Genomic DNA, 21,306 nt, shown 5'->3' with positions numbered 1-21,306 from the left:
GCTGCCAACACAGCGTGCCAGTGAGATTGATCAACTGCTACCGCATCAGTGGGTGCCGGCCTGAGTCACGCAAGGTGACTTCGGCAGACGCTTACGCTACAACCCCCCGACAATGCTAAGGTTCGGCCCTAGCTTTTTGCATTTTCAAGGATGCCTTTATGCCGGACGCAACGTCCCTCAGCCCAGCCTTCATGGTGATTCATGGCAATCGCCTTGATGAGCTGCGCAGCCTGGTAATCAGCTTGATGCGACGTTATCCGCTGGCCCCGCTTGAGAATGAAATTGCACTGGTACAGAGCAACGGAATCGCCCAATGGCTCAAACTGGCACTGGCTGAGGATTCGGAAGACGACGATACCGGCGGCTGCGGCATTGCGGCAGCCATTGATGTACAGCTGCCCGGCAGCTTCATGTGGCAACTCTATAGAACGGTCCTGGGGCGCGATGAGATTCCGGCCAAGTCACTGCTGGATAAAGCCCCGCTCACCTGGCGACTGATGCGCCTTTTGCCGCAGTTGATCGAACAGCCTCATTTCGAGCCCCTGCGTCGGTTCCTCACCCACGACACTGACCTGCGCAAGCGCTATCAGTTGTCCGAGCGCCTTGCCGATCTGTTCGACCAGTATCAGGTGTACCGGGCCGACTGGCTGGAGGACTGGGCGGAGGGCCGGCACCAGACGAGAAATGTCCGGGGCGAAATCAAGGCGCTTGCGCCTGCCGATTGCTGGCAAGCCGAGCTGTGGCGAGCCTTGTTGGTGGATGTGGGAGAAGAAGGCATGGCTCAAAGCCGTGCGGGCGTCCATCAACGGTATATCGAGCGTATCAACAGCCTGGAAACCGCTCCGAAAGGACTTCCTGCACGGGTGATAGTGTTTGGTATTTCCTCGCTGCCGGCCCAGGCCCTGGAGGCGCTGGCCGGTCTGTCGCGGTTCAGCCAGGTTCTATTGTGTGTCCACAACCCTTGTCGCCATCACTGGGCGGACATCGTGGCCGACAAGGACCTGTTGCGTCACGAGTATAAACGTCAGGCACGCAAGGCTGGCATGCCCGCTATCCTCGATCCGCAATCTCTGCATCAACATGCCCATCCGTTACTCGCGGCGTGGGGCAAGCAGGGGCGTGACTATATCAACCTGCTCGACAGCTACGATGATCCCAATCGCTACCGCTCGGTGTTTCGCGACGGCCGGATCGACCTGTTCAGTGATGGCAACCCCACGACCCTGCTCAGCCAGTTGCAGGATGACATTCTCGAGCTGCGCCCCCTGGCTGAAACCCGGGAGCGCTGGCCTGTCGTCGATACGGAGCGAGACGGATCGATCCGTTTTCATATCGCCCACAGCGCCCAGCGCGAAGTCGAGATCCTGCATGACCAGTTGTTGGCTCATTTCAGCGCGGACCCGACGCTGCGCCCTCGAGACATCATCGTCATGGTCCCGGACATCGACAGTTATGCTCCGCATATCCGTGCCGTGTTCGGTCAGCTCGACAGGACGGATCCGCGCTTCATTCCCTTCACCCTGACCGACCAGGGACAGCGCGGACGTGATCCGCTACTGATTGCCGTGGAGCATTTGCTGAAGCTGCCCGATAGCCGCTTCCCCGTCAGCGAAATCCTCGACTTGTTGGATGTCCCGGCCCTGCGCAAGCGATTCGGCCTTGATGAAGCCGACTTGCCGACACTGCACCGTTGGATCGAGGGTGCCGGTATTCGTTGGGGCATGAATGCCGAACATCGCGCCGGGCTCGGTCTGCCTGCCGAGCTTGAGCAGAATAGCTGGCGGTTTGGTCTGCGACGCATGCTGTTGGGATATGCCGTCGGCAGTTCGGATGCCTATGAAGGCATTGAGCCGTATGACGAAATCGGTGGCCTTGACGCGGCATTGATCGGGCCATTGGCCACTTTACTGGACGCGCTGGAAGTCGCCCATCAGTCGCTCACCGAGCCCGCATCCCCGCAGGTGTGGGGCTCCCGTTTGCGTGACCTGATGCAGTTGTTTTTCCTGGCGGACAGTGAGCATGACGACTATCTGCTGGCCCAGCTGGAGGACCTGCGCGAAACGTGGTTGGAAACCTGCGAGTCGGTTGGGCTGCAGGATGAATTGCCGTTGACGGTGGTACGCGAGGCTTGGCTGGCAGGGCTGGATCAAGGTCGGTTGTCTCAACGCTTTCTCGCCGGAGCGGTCAACTTTTGCACGCTGATGCCGATGCGGGCAATCCCCTTCAATCTGGTATGCCTGCTGGGGATGAACGACGGCGATTATCCGAGAGCTCAGCCGCCGTTGGATTTCGATCTCATGGGTAGCGACTATCGTCCCGGTGATCGCTCCCGGCGGGAGGATGATCGTTACCTCCTATTGGAGGCGCTGCTGTCGGCCCGGGAAAAACTCTATATCAGCTGGGTAGGGCGCAGTATCCGCGATAACAGCGAGCGACCCGCTTCGGTGTTGATCGGCCAGTTGCGGGATCACCTGGCCAGTGGCTGGCGATTGGCGGACGATAACCAGGTCCTTCTCGAGGCGCTGACCCAGGAGCATCCCCTGCAACCGTTCAGTGCCCGTTATTTCCTCCAGGGCAGTGAACTGTTCAGCTATGCCAGCGAATGGCGAATACTCCACGACAACCTGGCCCCTGTGGGTAGCGGCCAAGTGCTGGAACCCTATGTTCAGGAAGAACCCTTGAGCCTGGGGCAACTGCAGGACTTCTTGCGCAACCCCGTCCGCCACTTTTTCAGCCAGAGACTAAAGGTGTTCTTCGAGGCCATCGAAGCCCCGTTGGCTGATGACGAACCCTTCGTGCTCGATGCCCTCCAACGCTACAGCCTGAGCGACAGCTTGCTGGAAGCTGCCCTGGTACGCCTGGACCAACCGGATCTTGCCTTGGAGGCCCATGCCAGGCGCCTGCAGAACAGCGGCCTGTTACCCATGGCGGGTTTTGGTGAGTGCATGCAGCGCGAACTGATCGAGCCTCTGCCGGATCTGCTCAAGCGATATCAGCAGCTTCTGGCGTTATGGCCCACTCCGTTGACCAGCGCGGTGCCTGTCAGTCTCCAATTGCATGACGTCAGTGTCGAAGGATGGCTCAGTGGCCTGCACCAACGCTCCGACGGCGCGGTCCTTGCCATCACTGCCATACCCAACAGCATCGGCTCCGTCAGGACCCGCAAGTGGCACCGCCTGATACGTCCCTGGGTCAATCATCTCGTGGCGTGCGCCAGCGGGCTGTCGATGACCACCGCATTGGTGGCCAGTGATGACAGTTTGCTGCTGGCACCTTTTGAAGAACCCGTTGCGAGAAGACTGCTCAGCGACCTGTTGCAGGCTTGGCAGTCAGGCATGCGCCAGCCACTTCCGATCGCGGTGAAAACAGCCTTCGCCTGGCTTGGCCAGGTGGACCCGGATAAAGCCGAGGCGGCGGCCCGAAAAACCTACGAAGGCGATGGGCTGACTTCGGAAGGCGAGCGGCGGGAAAGTCCGGCCCTGGCCCGGCAGTTTGTCGACTTCGATGCCCTGATGGCAGACGAGACATTTCCTGACTGGTGCGATGCGCTCTATCGGCCGCTGTTCGAGGCTCCCTGGCGTTCCGCAATCGGCGAGGAGGCGCAATCATGAGTCGGCAGACACCTCTGGCCCTGGCTTTTCCCCTGCGCGGAAGCCAATTGATCGAAGCCAGCGCGGGTACTGGCAAGACCTTCACCATTTCAGCGTTGTACCTGCGGCTGGTGCTGGGGCATGGTGGTTCGGCGACCGGGTTTGGTCGCGAGCTGCTGCCTCCACAAATTCTGGTCGTGACGTTTACGGACGCCGCCACCAAGGAGCTGCGCGAACGCATCCGCACACGCCTGGCCGAAGCCGCACGTTTCTTTCGTGATGAGATTCCGGCCCCCGACTCACTGATTGCCCAGTTGCGTAACGAGTTCGACGAAGCGCAGTGGCCCGGTTGTGCCAATCGGTTGGACATCGCCGCGCAATGGATGGATGAGGCAGCGGTCTCGACCATTCATAGCTGGTGTCAGCGGATGTTGCGCGAGCACGCCTTCGACAGCGGCAGCCTGTTTACTCAAACCCTGGAAACCGATCACAGTGAGTTGCTCGGCGAGGTGCTGCGGGACTATTGGCGGCTGTTCTGCTACTCGATGCAGGGCGAAGCGTTGAACTGGGTGCGCACCCATTGGGGAGGGCCCGCTGCCCTGTTGCCGCGGGTGCGGGGGCTGTTTTCCAGCGAGCGTGGCAATGCTGACGGGCTTGAGCCTGCCGAGCTCATCCTGGCATCGCTTCAGGAGCGCAGTGCCGCGTTGCTCGACCTCAAGGCGCCATGGCGGCAATGGGCGGTGGAGTTGCTGGAGATCTGCCAGCAAGGCGTTGCCAACAAGAGCGTCGACGGGCGCAAGATGCAGGCGCGCTATTTCGAGCCGTGGTTTCAGAAAATCTCCGCCTGGGTGGATGACGAGAGCCTCGAGCTCCTGGATATCGGCACCGGGTTTACGCGGTTGACTCCCGAGGGCATGGCCGAGGCCTGGAAAGGCGATGTACCCAGCCATCCTGGGCTGGAAGCCATGGCCAGTCTCAAGGCCAGCCTGGAGGCCTTGCCCACTCCGGATGCAGCGGTGTTGCAGCATGCGGCCCAATGGGTGGGCACGCGGTTTGAGGCAGAGAAACGTCGACGCGCGGAGATGGGCTTCGACGACATGCTACTGAGGCTGGACGCGGCGCTGCTGGCCGACGGTGGAGAGCGCCTGGCAAGCCTGATACGCGAGCAGTTTCCGGTCGCATTGATCGACGAGTTCCAGGACACCGACCCGGTTCAATACCGGATCTTCGAAAGCATCTACCGCATTGAGGACAACAACCCTGAGACGGGACTGTTTCTGATCGGTGACCCGAAACAGGCCATCTATGCCTTTCGTGGTGCCGATATCCACACCTACCTGCGTGCCCGTGAGGCGACCGCCGGCAGGCTGCATACCCTGGGAACCAACTTCCGTTCTAGCCACGCCATGGTGGGCGCGGTAAACCATATTTTCCAGAACGCCGAATCCCGTCCGAGCGGGCGCGGGGCTTTTCTGTTTCGCGAAGCGCCGGACAGGAATCCTGTGCCATTTCTGCCCGTTGATGCCCAAGGCCGAAAGGAGGCCTTACAGGTCGCGGGTCAGCCTCTCGCCGCGTTGAATATCTGGCACCTGCCGTCGGACAAGCCGCTCTCGGGTTCGGTCTATCGACAGCAAATGGCGGCGGCCTGCGCCAGTGAAATCACCGGGCTGCTCAACGGCGGCCAGTCGGGACGCGACGGCTTCATCGAGGAAGGAAAAGCCCTGCGTGGACTGTTGCCTGCAGACATTGCGATCCTGGTGCGTGACGGTAAAGAAGCGCAGGCCGTGCGGGACGAGTTATCCGTGCGGGGCGTACGCAGTGTCTATCTGTCCGATAAGGATTCGGTCTTTGCCTCGCAGGAAGCTCGGGATTTGCTGATCTGGCTCAGGGCCTGTGCCGAGCCGGATGCCGAGCGGCCATTGCGGGCCGCGCTGGCGAGCATCACCCTGGATCTGCCGCTCACGGAGCTGGAGCGACTCAACCAGGACGAGTTGGCCTGGGAGGCGCGAGTCATGCAGTTCCGTGGCTACCGTACGGTCTGGCGGACCCAGGGGGTGCTGCCTATGTTGCGGCGCCTGCTGCATGATTTCGAGCTGCCCCAGGCATTGATCAGGCGCGATGACGGTGAGCGAGTGCTGACGAATCTGCTGCATCTCAGCGAACTTCTGCAACAGGCGGCCGGTGAGCTGGACGGTGAACAAGCCCTGATCCGGCATCTGGCGGAGCACCTCGCCTTGTCCGGTCAAGCTGGAGAAGAACAGATCCTGCGCCTGGAAAGCGATGAGCAGTTGGTCAAGGTGGTGACGATCCACAAGTCCAAGGGGCTGGAGTATCCGTTGGTGTTCCTGCCGTTCATCTGTTCGACGAAGCCGGTGGATGGCAGCCGGTTGCCCCTGCATTACCACGATGAAACCGGCAAGGCGCAGATCAGCCTCAAGCCTTCCGCCGAGCTGGTCGCCAAGGCTGATGACGAACGTCTGGCCGAGGACCTGCGCCTGCTCTACGTGGCGCTTACCCGCGCTCAACATGCCTGTTGGCTGGGGGTTGCGGATCTCAAGCGGGGTAATAACAGCAGCTCGATCCTGCATCTGTCGGCGCTGGGTTATCTGTTGGGCGGCGGTGTGCCGCTGCCCGAGTCGGCGCAATTGCGGCGTTGGTTGGAGGACCTGCAACAAGGCAGTGCTGCGGTGAGTTACCAGGAGTTGCCTCAGTCCACCGACGAACGCTATCGACCTGCGCGCAACGACGCCGTGCTGCTCGACCCCTTGAGACCGGTGCGCAAAGCCAGCGAAAACTGGTGGATCGCCTCCTATAGCGCCTTGCGCATCGGTGAGACCCTGAGTGCGGGCAGCGACACGGCGCCGGAAGATCCCCAGGCCCAGAAACTGTTCGACGATGAGCGGCTTGATCCTGATGCGCCCAGGGAGGTGGTCGCCATCGGGGGGGACATTCACCGTTTCCCTCGCGGGCCCAACCCCGGCACTTTCCTCCACGGCCTCCTGGAGTGGATCGCCGGAGAAGGGTTTGCCGTCGCTCCAACGGCCGTCGAGGACGCCATTGCGCGGCGTTGCAACCGTCGAGGCTGGACAGGCTGGATCACGACGCTCAACGATTGGTTGCAGCACTTGGTAGCAACGCCTATGCGCATCGGCAACGATCAGCCGCCGGTGGTGCTTGAGCACCTGACCCGGTTCCAGGTAGAGATGGAGTTCTGGTTCGCCAGCCACAAGGTCGATGTGCTCAAGCTCGATGAGCTGGTTTGCCGATTCACCCATGGCGGTGTGGCCCGCGTCGCCGCCGAGCCGGTGCTGCTCAACGGTATGTTCAAGGGATTCATCGATCTCACCTTCGAGCATGAAGGGCGATATTACGTGGCGGACTACAAATCCAATTGGTTGGGAAGCGATGACACGGCTTACACCCCTCAGGCCATGGAGCAATCGATCCTCGAAAATCGCTACGATCTGCAATATGTACTGTACTTGCTGGCGCTGCATCGTCAGCTCAAGGCGCGGCTGCCCGACTATGACTACGACCGACATGTCGGCGGTGCGCTGTACCTGTTCCTCCGTGGCACCCGTGCGGCCAGTCAAGGGATCTATTTCACCAAGCCCGCGCGAGCACTGATCGAACAATTGGATCGCCTTTTCCAAGGGGCGCCCGAGCCCAAGGCCGAGCCGGCATGGGTACAGGGAGAATTGCTATGAGTCGGACCTTTGTCGATCTGCTGCCCACATCGTCGGATGACGAAAGCCTGGCCGAACTGGCGCCTTTGGACCGTGCGAATGACCTGCTGCTGTTGCTGACGCGCTGGGTCGAGCGTGGTTGGTTGCGTGCCCTGGACAAAGCCTTCGTCGCATTCCTTCATGAGCTGGCGCCCGACGACGATCCATTGGTGCTGCTCGCGGCGGCGCTTGCCAGTCATCAGCTGGGCCATGGGCATGTCTGTCTGGATCTGTTCGAAACGCTCAAGGAACCGGATTTTGCCTTGTCGCTTCCCCCCGAGGGAGATTCGCAAACCGGTGTGATGTTGTTGCCATCGCAGATATTGCGGAACCTGGAGGGCGCCCATTGGTGCAAGATCCTGGCCTTCAGCCCCCTGGTGGCCCTGGCCGCAGATGAGCGTGAGGAAGCACGGCAACGCCCGTTGGTCCTCTCCGGTAAACGCCTTTATCTGCGGCGCTATTGGACCTATGAGCGGCGGATCGATGAGGCGTTGCGTCAACGGCTGGCCGAACAGGAGGTCGCCCCCGTCGATCTGAGCGAACGCTTGAACGGGCTGTTCGGGCCGGCCGCGGGTCTGATCGACTGGCAGAAACTGGCCTGTGCCCTGGCGACCCGGGGTGCCTTCAGCATCGTGACCGGCGGCCCGGGCACCGGCAAGACCACCACTGTCGTGCGCTTGCTGGCGCTGCTTCAGGCGCCCGCCGTCGAAGCCGGAAAGCCGCTGCGGATCCGCCTGGCAGCGCCGACCGGCAAGGCGGCGGCGCGGCTGACCGAGTCCATCAGCCAGCAGGTCCGGACCCTGGATGTCCCCGATGCCGTGCGCGAACGGATTCCTTGCGACGTGACTACTGTCCATCGGTTGCTGGGCAGCCGGCCGGGGACCCGACATTTTCGGCACCATGGGGGGAATCGGTTACCACTGGACGTACTGGTGATCGACGAGGCATCCATGATCGACCTGGAAATGATGGCCAATCTACTGGATGCGCTGCCGCCTCATGCACGGTTGGTGCTGCTCGGGGATAAGGATCAGTTGGCCTCGGTGGAAGCCGGTGCGGTCCTGGCGGATTTGTGTCGGGATGCCGAGGAGGGCTGGTACAACGCCCGAACCCGCGCCTGGCTTGAGTCGGTCAGTGGCGAAGACCTGTCAGCCGCTGATTTGCAGCAAGACATCGATGGCTCCCATCCATTGGCACAGCAAGTGGTCATGCTCCGGCACTCCCGTCGCTTTGGCGAGGGCAGTGGTATTGGCCAACTGGCTCGATGGGTCAACCAACAGCAGCCCGAAAAGGCGCGCCAGTTGCTGGTGGGCAAGCGCCATGCCGACCTGTTTTCCCTGGCATTGAAGGGCGAGCATGATGGGGCGCTGGAGCGCTTGCTGCTTGAAGGCCAGGCAGAAGGCCCCCAGGGCTATCGGCATTACCTGAGCCTGCTGCGACAACGACGGCCGGCGGCGTCCCGTCCATTGGAGGATGCCTGCTGGGTCGATTGGGCCCGGGACGTCCTCTCTGCGTTCGATGCTTTCCAATTGCTCTGTGCTGTGCGTAAAGGCCCCTGGGGCGTCGAAGGGTTGAACCAGAGAGTGACCGCGGCGCTGCTCAAGGCCCGTCTTATCGACAGCGACCACCAGTGGTATGAAGGCCGTCCGGTCTTGATGACCCGCAACGACTATGGTCTGGGTTTGATGAACGGCGATATCGGGATTGCCCTCAAATTGCCCGAGCGCGATGGGTCGGATGTGGGCAGGCAGGTCCTGCGGGTGGCCTTCCCTCGCAACGACGGACAGGGCGGTGTGCGCTTCGTCCTGCCCAGCCGCTTGAATGATGTGGAAACCGTGTATGCCATGACCGTGCATAAATCCCAGGGCTCGGAGTTCACTCATACGGCGCTGATTCTCCCGGATGCGCTGAACCCCGTATTGACCAAGGAGCTGGTGTACACAGCCATTACCCGGGCCAAGCAGTGGTTCAGCCTGATCGAGCCACGACCGGGAATATTCGAGGAAGCGGTTCGGCGCAAGGTCAAGCGCCTGAGCGGGTTGATGCTGGATCTGGAGCTGCGCAGCTGAGTGCACAGAGGTTCATGGCAAGGGATTTTAATGACGTCGTTTTTCTGTCGGAAACCACCGTAAGACGTTGTCTCGCTGGCTTTTTGGCACTGTGCTATCGTTCCGACGTTTATTGGATCGATCAAGAGAGTTTCCATGGGTGGAGCTGTTCAGCAAGCACTGCGCGCCAAGGACTGGAGGCGTTATCTGCTTGCCGGTTTTTTGTGTTTGCTGTCGCCTGTCCTGGTGGCTGAAAACCAGGAGTCCATAAGTCACGCGCAGATGCGGGCCGAGGCGGTGACCCAAGTCGTATTGGGCATTCTCAGCTACGCCCGTTGGCCCATAGAGCCTACCGAGCTGCAGCTTTGCATTGTCGGTCCGACCCAATACACCGACGATCTGGTCAAAGGCACTACCCAAGCCACTGGCCGAACAGTGAATGTGCGACGTTTGCTGGCGGATTACCCTGGCATCGCCGATGAATGCAACGCGGTCTATGTCGGCAGATTGACTGCCGATGAGCACACCCAACTGTTTGCCTCCTTGATCGGCAAACCGGTATTGAGCATCAGCGAAGGCGGTGACCAGTGCACCGTGGGCAGCCTGTTCTGTCTGCGGGTGGGCGATGAACAGGTGGCGTTCGAGGTCAACCTCGATTCGGTCGCGCGCAGTGGCGTACGCATCCACCCGAGTGTCCTGCAGCTTTCACGTCGCAGGTCGGCAGCGCCATGAGCCTGCCAGCCTCGCGTGTCCGTCCCACCCTGGGCTCGGTCATCGGCCGCGGCCATCTGATCGTTGCGCTGGTGGCAGTGACCATGGCGAGTGTCTCCCTGACTTTGTTGGGAGTGCTTGCATTACGGGTTTATGCCGATCACAACCTGCACTTGATCGCACGGTCGATCAACTACACGGTGGAGGCGGCCGTGGTATTCGATGACTCGGTGGCTGCCACCGAGGCGCTGGCATTGATTGCCACCACCGAAGAGGTCGCCGACGCCCGCGTATTCAATGAGCATGGCCGCCTGCTGGCGCATTGGCAGCGACCGGAAACCGGTCTGTTGTCGGAACTGGAGATGCATATCGCCAAGGCCTTCCTGGAAAAACCCATCAGCGTGCCGATCCTTCATCAAGGGCAAGCCGTTGGCAGTGTCCATCTTGCGGGGCATGGTGGCAGTCTGTTGCGCTTTTTGCTCAGCGGCCTGGCGGGAATCATCGTGTGCACGGCGGTGAGCGCCTGGGTGGCGCTTTATCTGGCCAGGCGCCAGTTGCAGGCGATCACCGGTCCCTTGCGCAGTCTGGCGGACGTGGCCCACGCGGCACGCAGCGAGCGCGCCCTGGACCGACGGGTACCGCCGGCTGCCATCGCCGAACTGGATAACCTCGGCAACGACTTCAACGCGCTGCTCGCCGAACTCGAATCCTGGCAGACCCATCTGCAGAGCGAGAACGAAACCCTGGCCCACCAAGCCAGCCACGACAGCCTGACCGGGCTGCCGAACCGGGCGTTTTTCGAGGGGCGGCTGATTCGTGCCTTGCGCAACGCCAGCAAGCTCGACGAGCAAGTGGCGGTGTTGTACCTGGACAGTGATCGGTTCAAGGGCATCAATGACAATTTCGGCCACGCTGCCGGCGATGCCGTACTGACAGCGGTGGCGACCCGGGTCCGTGCCCAGCTTCGTGAGGATGACCTGGTGGCGCGCCTTGGGGGGGACGAGTTCGCGGTGCTGCTTGCGCCGTTGCACAAGATCGAGGACGCCGAACGGATCGCTGAGAAAATCATCGCCAGTATGGAAATACCGATTCAATTGCCCGGTAATGCTTCGGTGCTGACGTCGCTCAGTGTCGGCATTGCGGTCTATCCCGATCATGGCGCCACTCCGGGCGCTTTGCTGCATGCCGCCGACGCAGCGATGTACCAGGCCAAGCGCCTTGCCCGAGGCGGCCAACATTCGACGGGGACGGAGCACCCCGTTGCTTAACTTCAACACCAGGAGCTGACGCGTGCGTTCATACCCTCAATCTGTCCCGCAACTATTCATTTCATTTCTGTTCATGGCCGTCCTGGCTCTGAGCGGTTGCCAGACGGCCCCGCCAAAAGGCCTGACGCCTGCGCAGATTGCCGTGCTCAAGGAGCAAGGATTCAAACTGACCGACGAGGGGTGGGCGTTCGGCCTGTCGGGCAAGGTGCTGTTTGGCAGCGACGTGGAAAGCCTGAATGAAGCCAGCACCGAGATCGTCGAGCGAATCGGCAAGGCGCTGCTGGGCGCCGGAATCGAACGGGTGCGTGTCGATGGTCATACCGACGCATCGGGTTCCCAGGCCTATAACGATCAACTGTCGATACGTCGGGCCAGTAGCGTGAGCAAGGTGCTGATTGGCGTTGGCATGCGCGAAGAAAACGTCCAATCCCGCGGCCTGGGCAGCAGCAAACCGGTCGCCTCCAACGACACGGTCGAAGGCCGGACGGAGAACCGTCGCGTGGCCATCGTGGTCATTGCCGACTAATCGGCAAACACCATTTCCCGGGTCGCGCCCATCAGCAGGGCCCGATTCTGTTCAGTCACCTCCCGGATGTAATCCCACAACAACGTAATCCGCTTGAGCTTGCGCAGGTCCTCGCGGCAGTACATCCAGAACTGCCGGGTGATGGTGATGTCCTCCGGCAGGACTGGCAGCAACCGTGGATCCTGGGCGGCGAGGAAGCACGGCAGAATCGCCAGGGAGCGCCCTTGCTGCGCCGCCACGAACTGCGCGATCACGCTGGTGCTGCGCAGATGGGCGTTGGCGTCGGGCAGCACGTTTGCCAGGTAGAGCAGCTCCGAACTGAAGGCCAGGTCATCCACATAGCTGATGAACGAATGCTTGCTCAGATCCGACGGACGCTGGATGGGCGGGTGGTTGTCCAGATAGGGCTGGGTGGCGTAGAGCTGCAGCCGGTAGTCACAGAGTTTGCAACATACGTAAGGACCATGTTCGGGGCGCTCCAGGGCGATGACAATGTCGGCCTCGCGCTTGGAGAGGCTGATGAAGTGCGGCAGCGGCAGGATGTCCACCGAAATGGCTGGGTAGGCGTCGACGAAGTGGCTCAATTGCGGCGTGATGAAGTAGCTGCCGAAGCCTTCCGTGCAGCCCATGCGCACATGGCCGGACAGCGCGACGCCCGATCCGGACACCTGTTCGCAGGCCATGTGCAGGGTACTTTCGATCGATTCGGCGTAGCTCAGCAGGCGCTGGCCTTCGGCGGTCAGGACGAAGCCGTTGGTCCGGGATTTCTCGAACAGCAACGTACCCAACGAGGCTTCCAGCGAGCCGATGCGGCGCGACACCGTGGTGTAGTCGACGCCGAGGCGCTTGGCCGCGGTGCTGGCCTTGCGGGTGCGGGCCACTTCCAGGAAAAACTTGAGGTCGTCCCAGTTCAGCGAACCGAGGGAGGTGATGTTTTTTTGCATGATGGACCGGTTTTTATGTGCGTTCTTATTAGAAGTTTGCACATCTATACTCCAAAAATCGTCTCATCACCAAGGGTGTCTTTGCGCCTTGGTTTCTGCTGAATCAACGCTCTCTATAAGAACAATCCCGGAGGCCAGCATGAACGTTTCCCTTACGCCCAGTGACACCACCCTGCAGACCGTCAAGCTGTTGATCGACGGCCAGTGGGTTGAATCCCGTTCCAGCGAATGGCAAGACATCGTCAACCCGGCCACCCAGCAAGTGCTGGCGAAGGTCCCGTTTGCCACCGCCTCGGAAGTCGATGCCGCCATTGCAGCTGCCCAACGTGCCTTCCAGACCTGGAAGCTGACGCCGATCGGCGCGCGGATGCGCATCATGCTCAAGCTCCAGGCGCTGATCCGCGAACATTCCAAACGCATTGCCGCTGTGCTCAGCGCCGAGCAGGGCAAGACCCTCGCAGACGCCGAAGGTGATATTTTCCGTGGCCTGGAAGTGGTCGAGCACGCCTGCTCCATCGGCACCCTGCAGATGGGCGAGTTTGCCGAGAACGTCGCCGGTGGCGTTGACACCTACACGCTGCGCCAGCCGATCGGTGTCTGTGCGGGTATCACCCCGTTCAACTTCCCGGCGATGATTCCGTTGTGGATGTTCCCCATGGCCATCGCTTGCGGCAACACCTTTGTCCTCAAACCGTCGGAACAGGATCCGCTGTCGACCATGTTGCTGGTCGAGCTGGCCGTGGAAGCCGGTGTGCCGGCGGGCGTGCTCAACGTGGTGCATGGTGGCAAGGACGTGGTGGATGCCCTTTGCACTCATAAAGACATCAAGGCGGTGTCGTTTGTCGGCTCGACGGCGGTCGGCACCCATGTGTATGACCTGGCGGGGCGTCATGGCAAGCGCGTGCAGTCGATGATGGGCGCCAAGAACCACGCGGTGGTGCTGCCGGATGCCAACCGCGAACAAACCCTCAACGCCCTGGTGGGGGCCGGCTTCGGCGCGGCGGGCCAGCGTTGCATGGCGACTTCCGTGGTGGTGATGGTGGGCGCGGCCAGGCAATGGCTGCCGGAACTGAAAGCGTTGGCGCAGAAGCTCAAGGTCAACGCCGGAAGCGAGCCGGGCACCGACATCGGCCCGGTCATCTCCAAGCGGGCCAAGGCACGGATCCTCGAATTGATCGAGAGCGGCGTGCAGCAAGGGGCGAAGCTGGAGCTCGATGGCCGGGGCGTCAGCGTGCCGGGCTTCGAAGAGGGTAACTTCGTCGGGCCGACGCTGTTTTCCGGCGTGACCAACAAGATGCGTATCTACACCGAAGAGATTTTCGGCCCGGTGCTGGTGGTGCTGGAAGTCGACACCCTCGACGAGGCGATTGCCCTGGTCAACGCCAACCCGTTCGGCAATGGCACCGGCCTGTTCACCCAGAGCGGTGCGGCGGCGCGCAAGTTCCAGAGTGAAATCGACGTCGGCCAGGTAGGGATCAACATCCCGATTCCGGTGCCGGTGCCGTTCTTCAGCTTCACCGGCTCCCGCGGTTCGAAGCTCGGTGACCTTGGCCCGTACGGCAAACAGGTGGTGCAGTTCTACACTCAGACCAAGACCGTTACCGCACGCTGGTTCGATGATGACAGCGTCAATGACGGTGTGAACACCACCATCAATCTGCGCTAAGGAGTCGGACATGAACATCGCATTCATCGGCCTGGGCAACATGGGCGCGCCCATGGCGCGCAACCTGCTCAAGGCCGGCCATTCGCTGAACCTGTTCGACCTGAACCAGACCGTGCTGGCTGAACTCGCGGCGTTGGGCGGCACGGTCAGCGCCTCGCCCCGCGATGCAGCCCAAGGGGCGGAACTAGTGATCACCATGCTGCCGGCCGCCGCCCATGTGCGCAGCGTCTGGCTGGGTGAGGGTGGCGTGCTGGCCGGCATCGCCGCCGGCACGCCAGCGGTCGATTGCAGCACCATCGACCCACAGACCGCCCGCGACATTGCGGCCGCTGCCGCCAAACAAGGCGTGGCGATGGCCGATGCGCCGGTTTCGGGCGGCACCGGCGGCGCGGCGGCCGGCACGTTGACCTTCATGGTCGGCGCCACCGCCGAGTTGTTCGCCAGCTTGCAGCCGGTGTTGGCGCAGATGGGCCGTAACATCGTCCATTGCGGCGAGGTCGGCACCGGCCAGATCGCCAAGATTTGTAACAACCTGCTACTTGGGATTTCGATGGTGGGCGTCAGCGAGGCCATGGCCCTGGGCGACGCCCTGGGGATCGACACCCAGGTTCTGGCCGGCATCATCAACAGTTCCACGGGGCGTTGCTGGAGTTCGGATACCTACAATCCATGGCCGGGCGTGATCGAAACGGCCCCCGCCTCCCGTGGCTACACCGGTGGCTTTGGTGCTGACCTGATGCTCAAGGACCTGGGCCTGGCCACCGAAGCCGCGAGGCAGGTTCATCAGCCGGTGATGCTGGGCGCAGTGGCGCAGCAGTTGTATCAGGCGATGAGCCAGAGGGGCGAGGGCGGCAAGGATTTTTCGGCTATCGTTAACAGCTATCGCAAGCCTCAATAAGCGCGTGAGGCGGTGCACCGTGGCGAGGATGAGTAACCCTCGCCACGAGTTGCTTATTGAAACTGTAATAAACCCTGTTTAGTGTAGGCCCCCTGCTTATTCCTGTATTTTATATCCATGAAACTCCAGTGAATTAACTCGGGTTTATTGTGTTTATGGAGTGTTGACAGAAATAAATCATTGCACAATACTCGGCGCTCAGGACGAGCGATACATATCAAGGAGCGATACCCATGCCTTCGCAGGAAACATGCGTACTTACCTCTGCCGGCCTTAAAAAGTTGGCGTTGAATCAAGAGTGTCGAGACGCTTTCAATAAAGACTCACTGTTCTTCAGGTTATTCGAGCGCGCCGCTCAGCGTTATATAGTCTCGTCGAATCTGGAAGGCCTGCCTGCCAAGCTGCAACTGCTCTACGACAAGGGTTATCAGCTCGGTGTCGAATATGTCGGCGAAGAAAACCATGACCCGCGCGTCGTACAGTCTTTTGTCGATGAATACCTGGCATCCATCCAGACTTTCGCTAAAGCCAAATTAACTCCCCAGTTAGGTTTCGATTTAAGTGCGGTAGGGATGCTGATATCTCCGGAAACTGCATATCGTAATGCCACCACCCTTTTGTCCGCTGCGGCGAAACATAATATTCCCGTGATGATCAGTATGGAGCACTCTTCGGCGGTCGATAAGATCCTGGAAGTGTATTCCAAGTTGGCGCCCGATCACTCCAATGTCGGTCTCACTGTGCAGGCACACTTGCATAGAACGGTGAATGATCTACCCGCCATCATTGGTTATGGCCGTAAGATCAGGCTGGTCAAGGGCGTTTATAACGAGGCGCCCGAAGTCGCTCTTCCCCGGGGCGCTGAACTTGATGGGCGCTATTTGACACTGCTGGCCGACATCCTCGACGCCGGGATTCCGGTCAGTTGCGCAACGCAAGATCCGAACCTGATCAAGCAGCTCTTCGAACAGGGTTTCCATTCCCGCATCGAGGAGCTGGAAATGCTCCACGGCGTGCAACCCGAGGCGTTGCGCAAAGCCAAGGATGCCGGGCTGGCCTGTCGTATCGCGGCGGTCTATGGCGATAGCTGGTACCTGCATTTCCTGCATCGGTTGGCGGAGTCGCCTGTCAATGTCCTCGAGGCCCTGGCCGACTTCTACGACCCTTCTCGCATTGTCTTTGGCGCAGGTTATTAAGGGAGCACTTTCATGTTTATCGATCTCAGAAGCGATACGGTAACCAAGCCAACGGAAGGCATGCGCAAGGCGATCTATCAGGCTGAAGTGGGGGACGACTGTTTCGGTGAAGATCCGACGGTGCGTGCACTGGAAGAGTACTGCGCCCAATACTTCCAGAAGGAAGCGGCGCTGTTCACCTCAGGCGGCACGTTGAGCAACCAGTTGGCTATCAAGGCCATGACGAACCCGGGTGACGAGATATTCCTGGACGCCTCCTACCACATCAACTTCTATGAGTCCGCCTCGACTTCGGCATTTTCCGGGGTCAACTTTTCGCTTTCAACCCACGACAGCGGGTTGTTCACGGTCAGTGACCTGGAAAAACTCCACGCCTCCAAATGCCGCTGGAGCCAGAACTACGCCCTGCCACGGGTGGTGGTGATCGAAAACACGCTTGGCTGCAAGGGCGGCGCGATCTTTCCTCTGCAGCAGATGAACGATGTCTTTACCTATGCCCAGGATATCGGCGCCTATCGTTACCTTGATGGCGCACGCATCCTTCATGCGTCCATTGCTTCCGGCATTGATGTGACCTCGTATACCGACAATGCCGATCTGTTGTCCATGTGCCTGTCCAAGGGGTTGGGCGCGCCAATCGGCTCGATCATGGTGGGTTCCCAGGAGCTGATACAGCGTGCCAGGAAATACCGTAAATGGTTCGGAGGCGACTTGCATCAGGCCGGCATGATGGCGGCTGCCGGGCTTTATGCGATGCACAATCATGTCGAACGCCTGGCCGAAGATCATGAGCACGCGGCGCTGCTGCATCAATTGCTCAACGACATCGACGAAGCGCCCGCTCGCTATAAGGGCACCAACATGGTGACGCTGGATATTGCCTCGCTGGAGATCACCCCGATGCAGTTCGCAGGCTACCTGCGCAAGCAAGGCGTAGGCGGGCTGCCTTATAACGCCCGGGAAATGCGATTCATGCCGCATATCAACATTACCCGCGACGATATCCACAAAGCCGCCGGTATCATCAAGGACGCCGTCCGTGCGCTCAGTCAGGCTGGGGAGACGATCAAGTGAACTACAAGAAAAATGTGGTCCTGATCGTCGATGCCTATTCGATCGGCAGCCTGATCGCGCCCGCTTTCATCTCCCGTGGATTTGACTGCGTGCATCTGCGTTCGACCGCCAACGTCAACGAGTTCTACAAGCCCTGGTTTCGCCCCGCCGATTTTATCGAAGACATTCTCTACAGCTCGGATGCCGAATTACGCCAGGCCTTGGCCGGCTATTCGGTCCAGTTCGTGCTGGCCGGTTGCGAGTTCGGTGTGGAGCTGGCCGCTCACCTGGCCGAATTGTTTGATGTAACGCGACGCAATGATCCGCGTCATGCCATTCGCTGGCGCGACAAGTTTGAAATGCATGAGGCGCTGCAGCAGGCTGGTGTACGGTCGATCAGGCATTTCAAGTCGGCGTCATTGACGGCCATCCAGGAGTGGGTCAAAGAACACAGGATCCTGCCCGTGGTGTTGAAGCCGATCAAAAGCGCCGGCTCCGATAATATCCATATCTGCACCTGTGAGGGCGAGGTCGAGCGGGCATTCGAGGCGATCAAGTCGAGCCGTAATCTTTTTCTCGAAAGCAACGAAGAAGTCCTGGTTCAGCAGTACCTGGATAACTCGGATTTCAAGTCGGAGCTGTCGGCGAGCAAATCCAGTGATGTAGATATCGAATACTGCGTCAACACCGTGAGTGTCGACGGCCAGCACTATGTCAGCGAAATCATCCGCGTCTATCGCACGCGGATTGGCGATTCGCCAGTGCACGACTACAACCAGTTGATGTGTCCGGTGGACAATGCCGATGTCTACGCACGCCTGTCGCGTTACATTTTTTCCGTGCTCGACGCGCTCGGTATCCGCCAAGGGGTCGGTCACAGCGAACTGATGATTGTCGACGATGAGCCCGTACTGCTTGAAACTGCGGCACGTATGCCGGGCGGTATCGATCTGTCGGCTTATACCCGCGCCCTGGGGCATAACCAGTTGAGTCTGTGGATCGACTCGCTGGTCAACCCCCAGGCCTTTCTCGACTACCGTCAGCGGCCGAGAACCCGGCTCTACTTCCATTCGAGCTGCGTGTTTCTGATCGCTCGGCAGGCCGGTCAGATCCAGAGGGCGCCTGAGCTGGCGCGGTGGAAGGCGATCCCCGGGGTGCACAGCATCAAGATCCAGGATGAGGGCATGCTCAAGGAAACCATATCCCTGGAAAACTGCCCGGGCCACGTTTTCATCCTCGGTGAGGATCGTGCGGCCATCCAGAAAAGCATCGAGTTGCTGCGTGAGGATGAGCCCGATGTCTACAGGGCCATGCTGGCATGAACGACATTTCGGGAGAGTTGGTGGTGCAGGACGGGGCCAGGGTTTATACGAGGCCTGTGATTCTGCTGCTGTCAGCGACGTTTATCCTGACCGTTGCCCGGGCGCTGGCGTTGCCTTATCTGGTGGTCTATTGCTCCCAGGTATTTGGCCTGGGCGTGACGGACATCGGTCTGGTGGTAGGCGGTGCATTGATCGTCAGTTCATTGCTGGGGGTCTATGGCGGTTTCCTGGTGGACAGGTTTTCCAACTATCGCATCCTGCTCGGTGCGGCCACCTTGTTTGCCCTGGCATTTGCCGCGGCCTACCAGGTTGCCAGCCTGGTGCCGTTCATCATCGCCATCGTGATGGTGAACCTCTCTTATTCCGTGATCGATATCGCCGTGAAGTCCGGCATCGGTTTCCTGGTGATTGCCGATAAACGGGGAAGCGTATTTTCCATGAAATACACCCTGACCAATGTCGGTTACGCCATCGGTCCGTTTCTGGGCGTGTTGTTCGCCAAGTTCAGCCCTGGTCTGCCCTTTGCGGTTTCGGCAATGATTGGCGTGGGGTTCGTGGGGCTGTACAGCGTGTTGGGCGAACGCCTTCCCCAGGGAGCTGGCGCGGAGCGTCCGAACAATGACTTCGCTCGTGTTCTGGTTCATCTGGGGCGTGATTACCGGCTGGTCTGCTTTACGATCGGCGGCATTCTCAGTGCGATCGTATTCGGACAGTTCACCGCCTATCTCTCGCAGTATCTGATCGTGACCAGCGACCCGGAAAACACCTACCGGATCATCAACTACCTGGTCACCACCAACGCCTGCGTGGTGATCGGCCTGCAATACCTGGTCGGCTCCAGGATCCATCAGAACAATCTGTTGCGTATGTTGCTGCTGGGCATGTTGTTCTTCATCACCGGGCTCCTGGGTTTCGCTTATGCCCACGGCTGGATGGTCTGGGTGGTGGCCATGATCATTTTCACCGTGGGGGAAATCATCATTATCCCGGCGGAATATCTGTTCATTGACTACATCGCGCCGGAAGACATGCGGGGCGTGTACTACGGCGCGCAGAACCTGTCCAACCTGGGGGCGGCGCTGGGGCCCGTACTGTGTGGGGCGGTGTTGTCGTTGTATGCGCCCCAGACCATGTTCTACGTCCTGTCGCTGTGTGTGGTCGCGGCCAGCTTGTTCTACTTCCTGGGCTCCAGGCGCGGGGGGCATTCATGATTCATTTCAACACGGCCGGTTCGGGACTCATGTCCCGAGAGACGCTGGACCGGATGCAGCGTTACTTGCAGGAAGAGTTCGAGCTGGGCGCCTATGAAACCGAGCTGAATCATTCTCCGGTACTGGACGTCGAGGTCTATGAAAACATCGCCCGATTGCTCGGCGCCGAGGCGCGCAACATCGCGTTGTTCGATGGGGCGACAAAGGCCTGGGTAACCGCGTTGGAGTCGCTGACCTGGACCGAGGGCGCGCGGGTTCTGGTCACGCCTTACGAATATGCGGGCAACCTGATTGCATTGTCCACGTTGCAACGCCTGCACGGGGTGGTGGTCGAGGTGATGCCGTTGTTGGCCGATGGCAACCTGGACCTGCAATGGTTGGCCCGGAACATGAGCGCCGAGGTCAAGCTCGTCTCGCTCGTCCATGTGCCTTCCTGCTGCGGCATCGTCAATGACATCGTCGCGGTGGGTAACATTCTGCGCGATTACCCAGGCCTGTATTTTGTCGACGCCTGTCAGTCGGCGGGCATGCTTGCACTGGATGTGCGGGCCATTGGCTGCGACGTATTGACGGCGGCCGGCAGGAAGTTTCTCTGTGGGCCTAGAGGTACGGGATTCGCCTATCTTTCCGAGCGTTTCATGGCCTGCGCGCAACCGCGTTTCACCGATCTGGGCCGGGCCGGTGTCGATCTATCCGGGGTGGTCCATCGGCGTCTCGACGATGCCCGTGGTTTTGAGTTTGCCGAACGCAACAACGCGGCAGTGGTGGGCTTGAACCGGGCGATCAAGGAACGCTTGTCGAGTGCCTACGGCGAAGAGTCCGAGCTCTACCGAACTCTTTTCCAGCGTCTGGCCCGCATGCCCGACGTCCACTTGATTGCGCCGGGTACGCATCATCAAGGCATCATCGCTTTTACTCATGCTCGCTGTGCGGCGACGGAAGTCGTCGGCTACCTGCGCGCCCGAGGAGTCAACTGTTGGCCGGGGTATGCCTCCCATACCCCGTACTTCATGTTGAAGCAGGGGCATGAGCGCTTCGTGCGAATCTCCATCAATGCCCGGAACACTGTTCGCGAGGCGGATGAATTCATCTCTTTGCTGGAGCAGATATAACCCGGCGCAGGGCACGAAACTTCAAGGCAGAAACCG

The 21,306-nt window shown here is 60.3% G+C and carries 14 protein-coding genes; 13 read left to right on the top strand and 1 reads right to left on the bottom strand.

The window, feature by feature from the left end; genetic code table 11:
• The first annotated feature begins 158 nt into the window (after window positions 1–158).
• From recC to FBY02_RS23625, 6 genes are all read left to right on the top strand, one after another.
• Window positions 159–3,611: an exodeoxyribonuclease V subunit gamma gene (gene recC, locus FBY02_RS23650; protein ID WP_144930520.1), complete on the top strand. Its 3,453-nt coding sequence runs from the start codon at window positions 159–161 to the stop codon at window positions 3,609–3,611.
• A complete protein-coding gene (gene recB, locus FBY02_RS23645; protein ID WP_144930519.1) occupies window positions 3,608–7,297 on the top strand; it encodes an exodeoxyribonuclease V subunit beta in 3,690 nt (1,229 codons plus the stop codon). Before recC ends, recB begins: the two co-directional genes overlap by 4 nt.
• Window positions 7,294–9,384, top strand: a complete 2,091-nt coding sequence (gene recD, locus FBY02_RS23640; protein ID WP_144930518.1) for an exodeoxyribonuclease V subunit alpha — start codon at window positions 7,294–7,296, stop codon at window positions 9,382–9,384. Before recB ends, recD begins: the two co-directional genes overlap by 4 nt.
• Window positions 9,385–9,519: 135 nt before the next feature.
• Window positions 9,520–10,095, top strand: a complete 576-nt coding sequence (locus FBY02_RS23635; protein ID WP_144930517.1) for a YfiR family protein — start codon at window positions 9,520–9,522, stop codon at window positions 10,093–10,095.
• Window positions 10,092–11,342 (top strand): diguanylate cyclase domain-containing protein, encoded by a 1,251-nt coding sequence (locus tag FBY02_RS23630; RefSeq protein WP_144930516.1) that lies wholly within the window; start codon window positions 10,092–10,094, stop codon window positions 11,340–11,342. Before FBY02_RS23635 ends, FBY02_RS23630 begins: the two co-directional genes overlap by 4 nt.
• Window positions 11,343–11,415: 73 nt before the next feature.
• On the top strand, window positions 11,416–11,868 hold the full coding sequence (locus FBY02_RS23625; protein ID WP_144930521.1) for an OmpA family protein: 453 nt from the start codon (window positions 11,416–11,418) through the stop codon (window positions 11,866–11,868).
• On the opposite strand, the gene FBY02_RS23620 is transcribed toward FBY02_RS23625, so the two are convergent.
• On the bottom strand, window positions 11,865–12,812 hold the full coding sequence (locus FBY02_RS23620) for a LysR family transcriptional regulator (protein ID WP_144930515.1): 948 nt from the start codon (window positions 12,810–12,812) through the stop codon (window positions 11,865–11,867). The two genes, FBY02_RS23625 and FBY02_RS23620, sit on opposite strands and share 4 nt — an antisense overlap.
• Before the next feature lie 139 nt (window positions 12,813–12,951).
• On the opposite strand from FBY02_RS23620, the gene FBY02_RS23615 reads away from it, so the two are divergent.
• The 7 genes from FBY02_RS23615 (at window position 12,952) to FBY02_RS23585 (ending at window position 21,270) form a co-directional block, all read left to right on the top strand.
• Window positions 12,952–14,478 (top strand): CoA-acylating methylmalonate-semialdehyde dehydrogenase, encoded by a 1,527-nt coding sequence (locus FBY02_RS23615; RefSeq protein WP_144930514.1) that lies wholly within the window; start codon window positions 12,952–12,954, stop codon window positions 14,476–14,478.
• A 10-nt stretch (window positions 14,479–14,488) separates the two neighbouring features.
• Window positions 14,489–15,376: a 3-hydroxyisobutyrate dehydrogenase gene (mmsB, locus tag FBY02_RS23610; RefSeq protein WP_144930513.1), complete on the top strand. Its 888-nt coding sequence runs from the start codon at window positions 14,489–14,491 to the stop codon at window positions 15,374–15,376.
• A 233-nt stretch (window positions 15,377–15,609) separates the two neighbouring features.
• Complete coding sequence (locus FBY02_RS23605) at window positions 15,610–16,572, top strand: proline dehydrogenase family protein (RefSeq protein WP_144930512.1); 963 nt, start codon at window positions 15,610–15,612, stop codon at window positions 16,570–16,572.
• 12 nt (window positions 16,573–16,584) lie between these two features.
• The gene (locus FBY02_RS23600) at window positions 16,585–17,646 is read left to right on the top strand and encodes a low specificity L-threonine aldolase (RefSeq protein ID WP_144930511.1); all 1,062 of its coding nucleotides are present in this window, start codon (window positions 16,585–16,587) and stop codon (window positions 17,644–17,646) included.
• Window positions 17,643–18,947, top strand: coding sequence for a hypothetical protein (locus FBY02_RS23595; RefSeq protein WP_144930510.1), 1,305 nt, complete (start codon window positions 17,643–17,645; stop codon window positions 18,945–18,947). The genes FBY02_RS23600 and FBY02_RS23595 overlap by 4 nt, the downstream gene beginning before the upstream one ends.
• Window positions 18,944–20,158, top strand: a complete 1,215-nt coding sequence (locus FBY02_RS23590; protein ID WP_144930509.1) for an MFS transporter — start codon at window positions 18,944–18,946, stop codon at window positions 20,156–20,158. The genes FBY02_RS23595 and FBY02_RS23590 overlap by 4 nt, the downstream gene beginning before the upstream one ends.
• Window positions 20,155–21,270, top strand: a complete 1,116-nt coding sequence (locus FBY02_RS23585) for an aminotransferase class V-fold PLP-dependent enzyme (protein WP_144930508.1) — start codon at window positions 20,155–20,157, stop codon at window positions 21,268–21,270. Before FBY02_RS23590 ends, FBY02_RS23585 begins: the two co-directional genes overlap by 4 nt.
• Window positions 21,271–21,306: the final 36 nt, after the last annotated feature.

Origin of the sequence: Pseudomonas sp. SJZ078, from assembly GCF_007828255.1 — a bacterium.
In the GTDB taxonomy this organism is placed as follows: Bacteria; Pseudomonadota; Gammaproteobacteria; order Pseudomonadales; family Pseudomonadaceae; genus Aquipseudomonas.
The sequence above is the reverse complement of the archived record's forward strand: the minus strand, read 5'-3'. Positions and strand labels throughout refer to the sequence as shown.

Excerpts from the sequence above, each read along its gene's own strand:
- recC (WP_144930520.1), top strand. The coding sequence starts at position 159 with ATGCCGGACGCAACGTCCCTCAGCCCAGCCTTCATGGTGATTCATGGC.
- recB (WP_144930519.1), top strand. The coding sequence starts at position 3,608 with ATGAGTCGGCAGACACCTCTGGCCCTGGCTTTTCCCCTGCGCGGAAGC.
- recD (WP_144930518.1), top strand. The coding sequence starts at position 7,294 with ATGAGTCGGACCTTTGTCGATCTGCTGCCCACATCGTCGGATGACGAA.
- FBY02_RS23635 (WP_144930517.1), top strand. The coding sequence starts at position 9,520 with ATGGGTGGAGCTGTTCAGCAAGCACTGCGCGCCAAGGACTGGAGGCGT.
- FBY02_RS23630 (WP_144930516.1), top strand. The coding sequence starts at position 10,092 with ATGAGCCTGCCAGCCTCGCGTGTCCGTCCCACCCTGGGCTCGGTCATC.
- FBY02_RS23625 (WP_144930521.1), top strand. The coding sequence starts at position 11,416 with ATGGCCGTCCTGGCTCTGAGCGGTTGCCAGACGGCCCCGCCAAAAGGC.
- FBY02_RS23620 (WP_144930515.1), bottom strand. The coding sequence starts at position 12,812 with ATGCAAAAAAACATCACCTCCCTCGGTTCGCTGAACTGGGACGACCTC.
- FBY02_RS23615 (WP_144930514.1), top strand. The coding sequence starts at position 12,952 with ATGAACGTTTCCCTTACGCCCAGTGACACCACCCTGCAGACCGTCAAG.
- mmsB (WP_144930513.1), top strand. The coding sequence starts at position 14,489 with ATGAACATCGCATTCATCGGCCTGGGCAACATGGGCGCGCCCATGGCG.
- FBY02_RS23605 (WP_144930512.1), top strand. The coding sequence starts at position 15,610 with ATGCCTTCGCAGGAAACATGCGTACTTACCTCTGCCGGCCTTAAAAAG.
- FBY02_RS23600 (WP_144930511.1), top strand. The coding sequence starts at position 16,585 with ATGTTTATCGATCTCAGAAGCGATACGGTAACCAAGCCAACGGAAGGC.
- FBY02_RS23590 (WP_144930509.1), top strand. The coding sequence starts at position 18,944 with ATGAACGACATTTCGGGAGAGTTGGTGGTGCAGGACGGGGCCAGGGTT.
- FBY02_RS23585 (WP_144930508.1), top strand. The coding sequence starts at position 20,155 with ATGATTCATTTCAACACGGCCGGTTCGGGACTCATGTCCCGAGAGACG.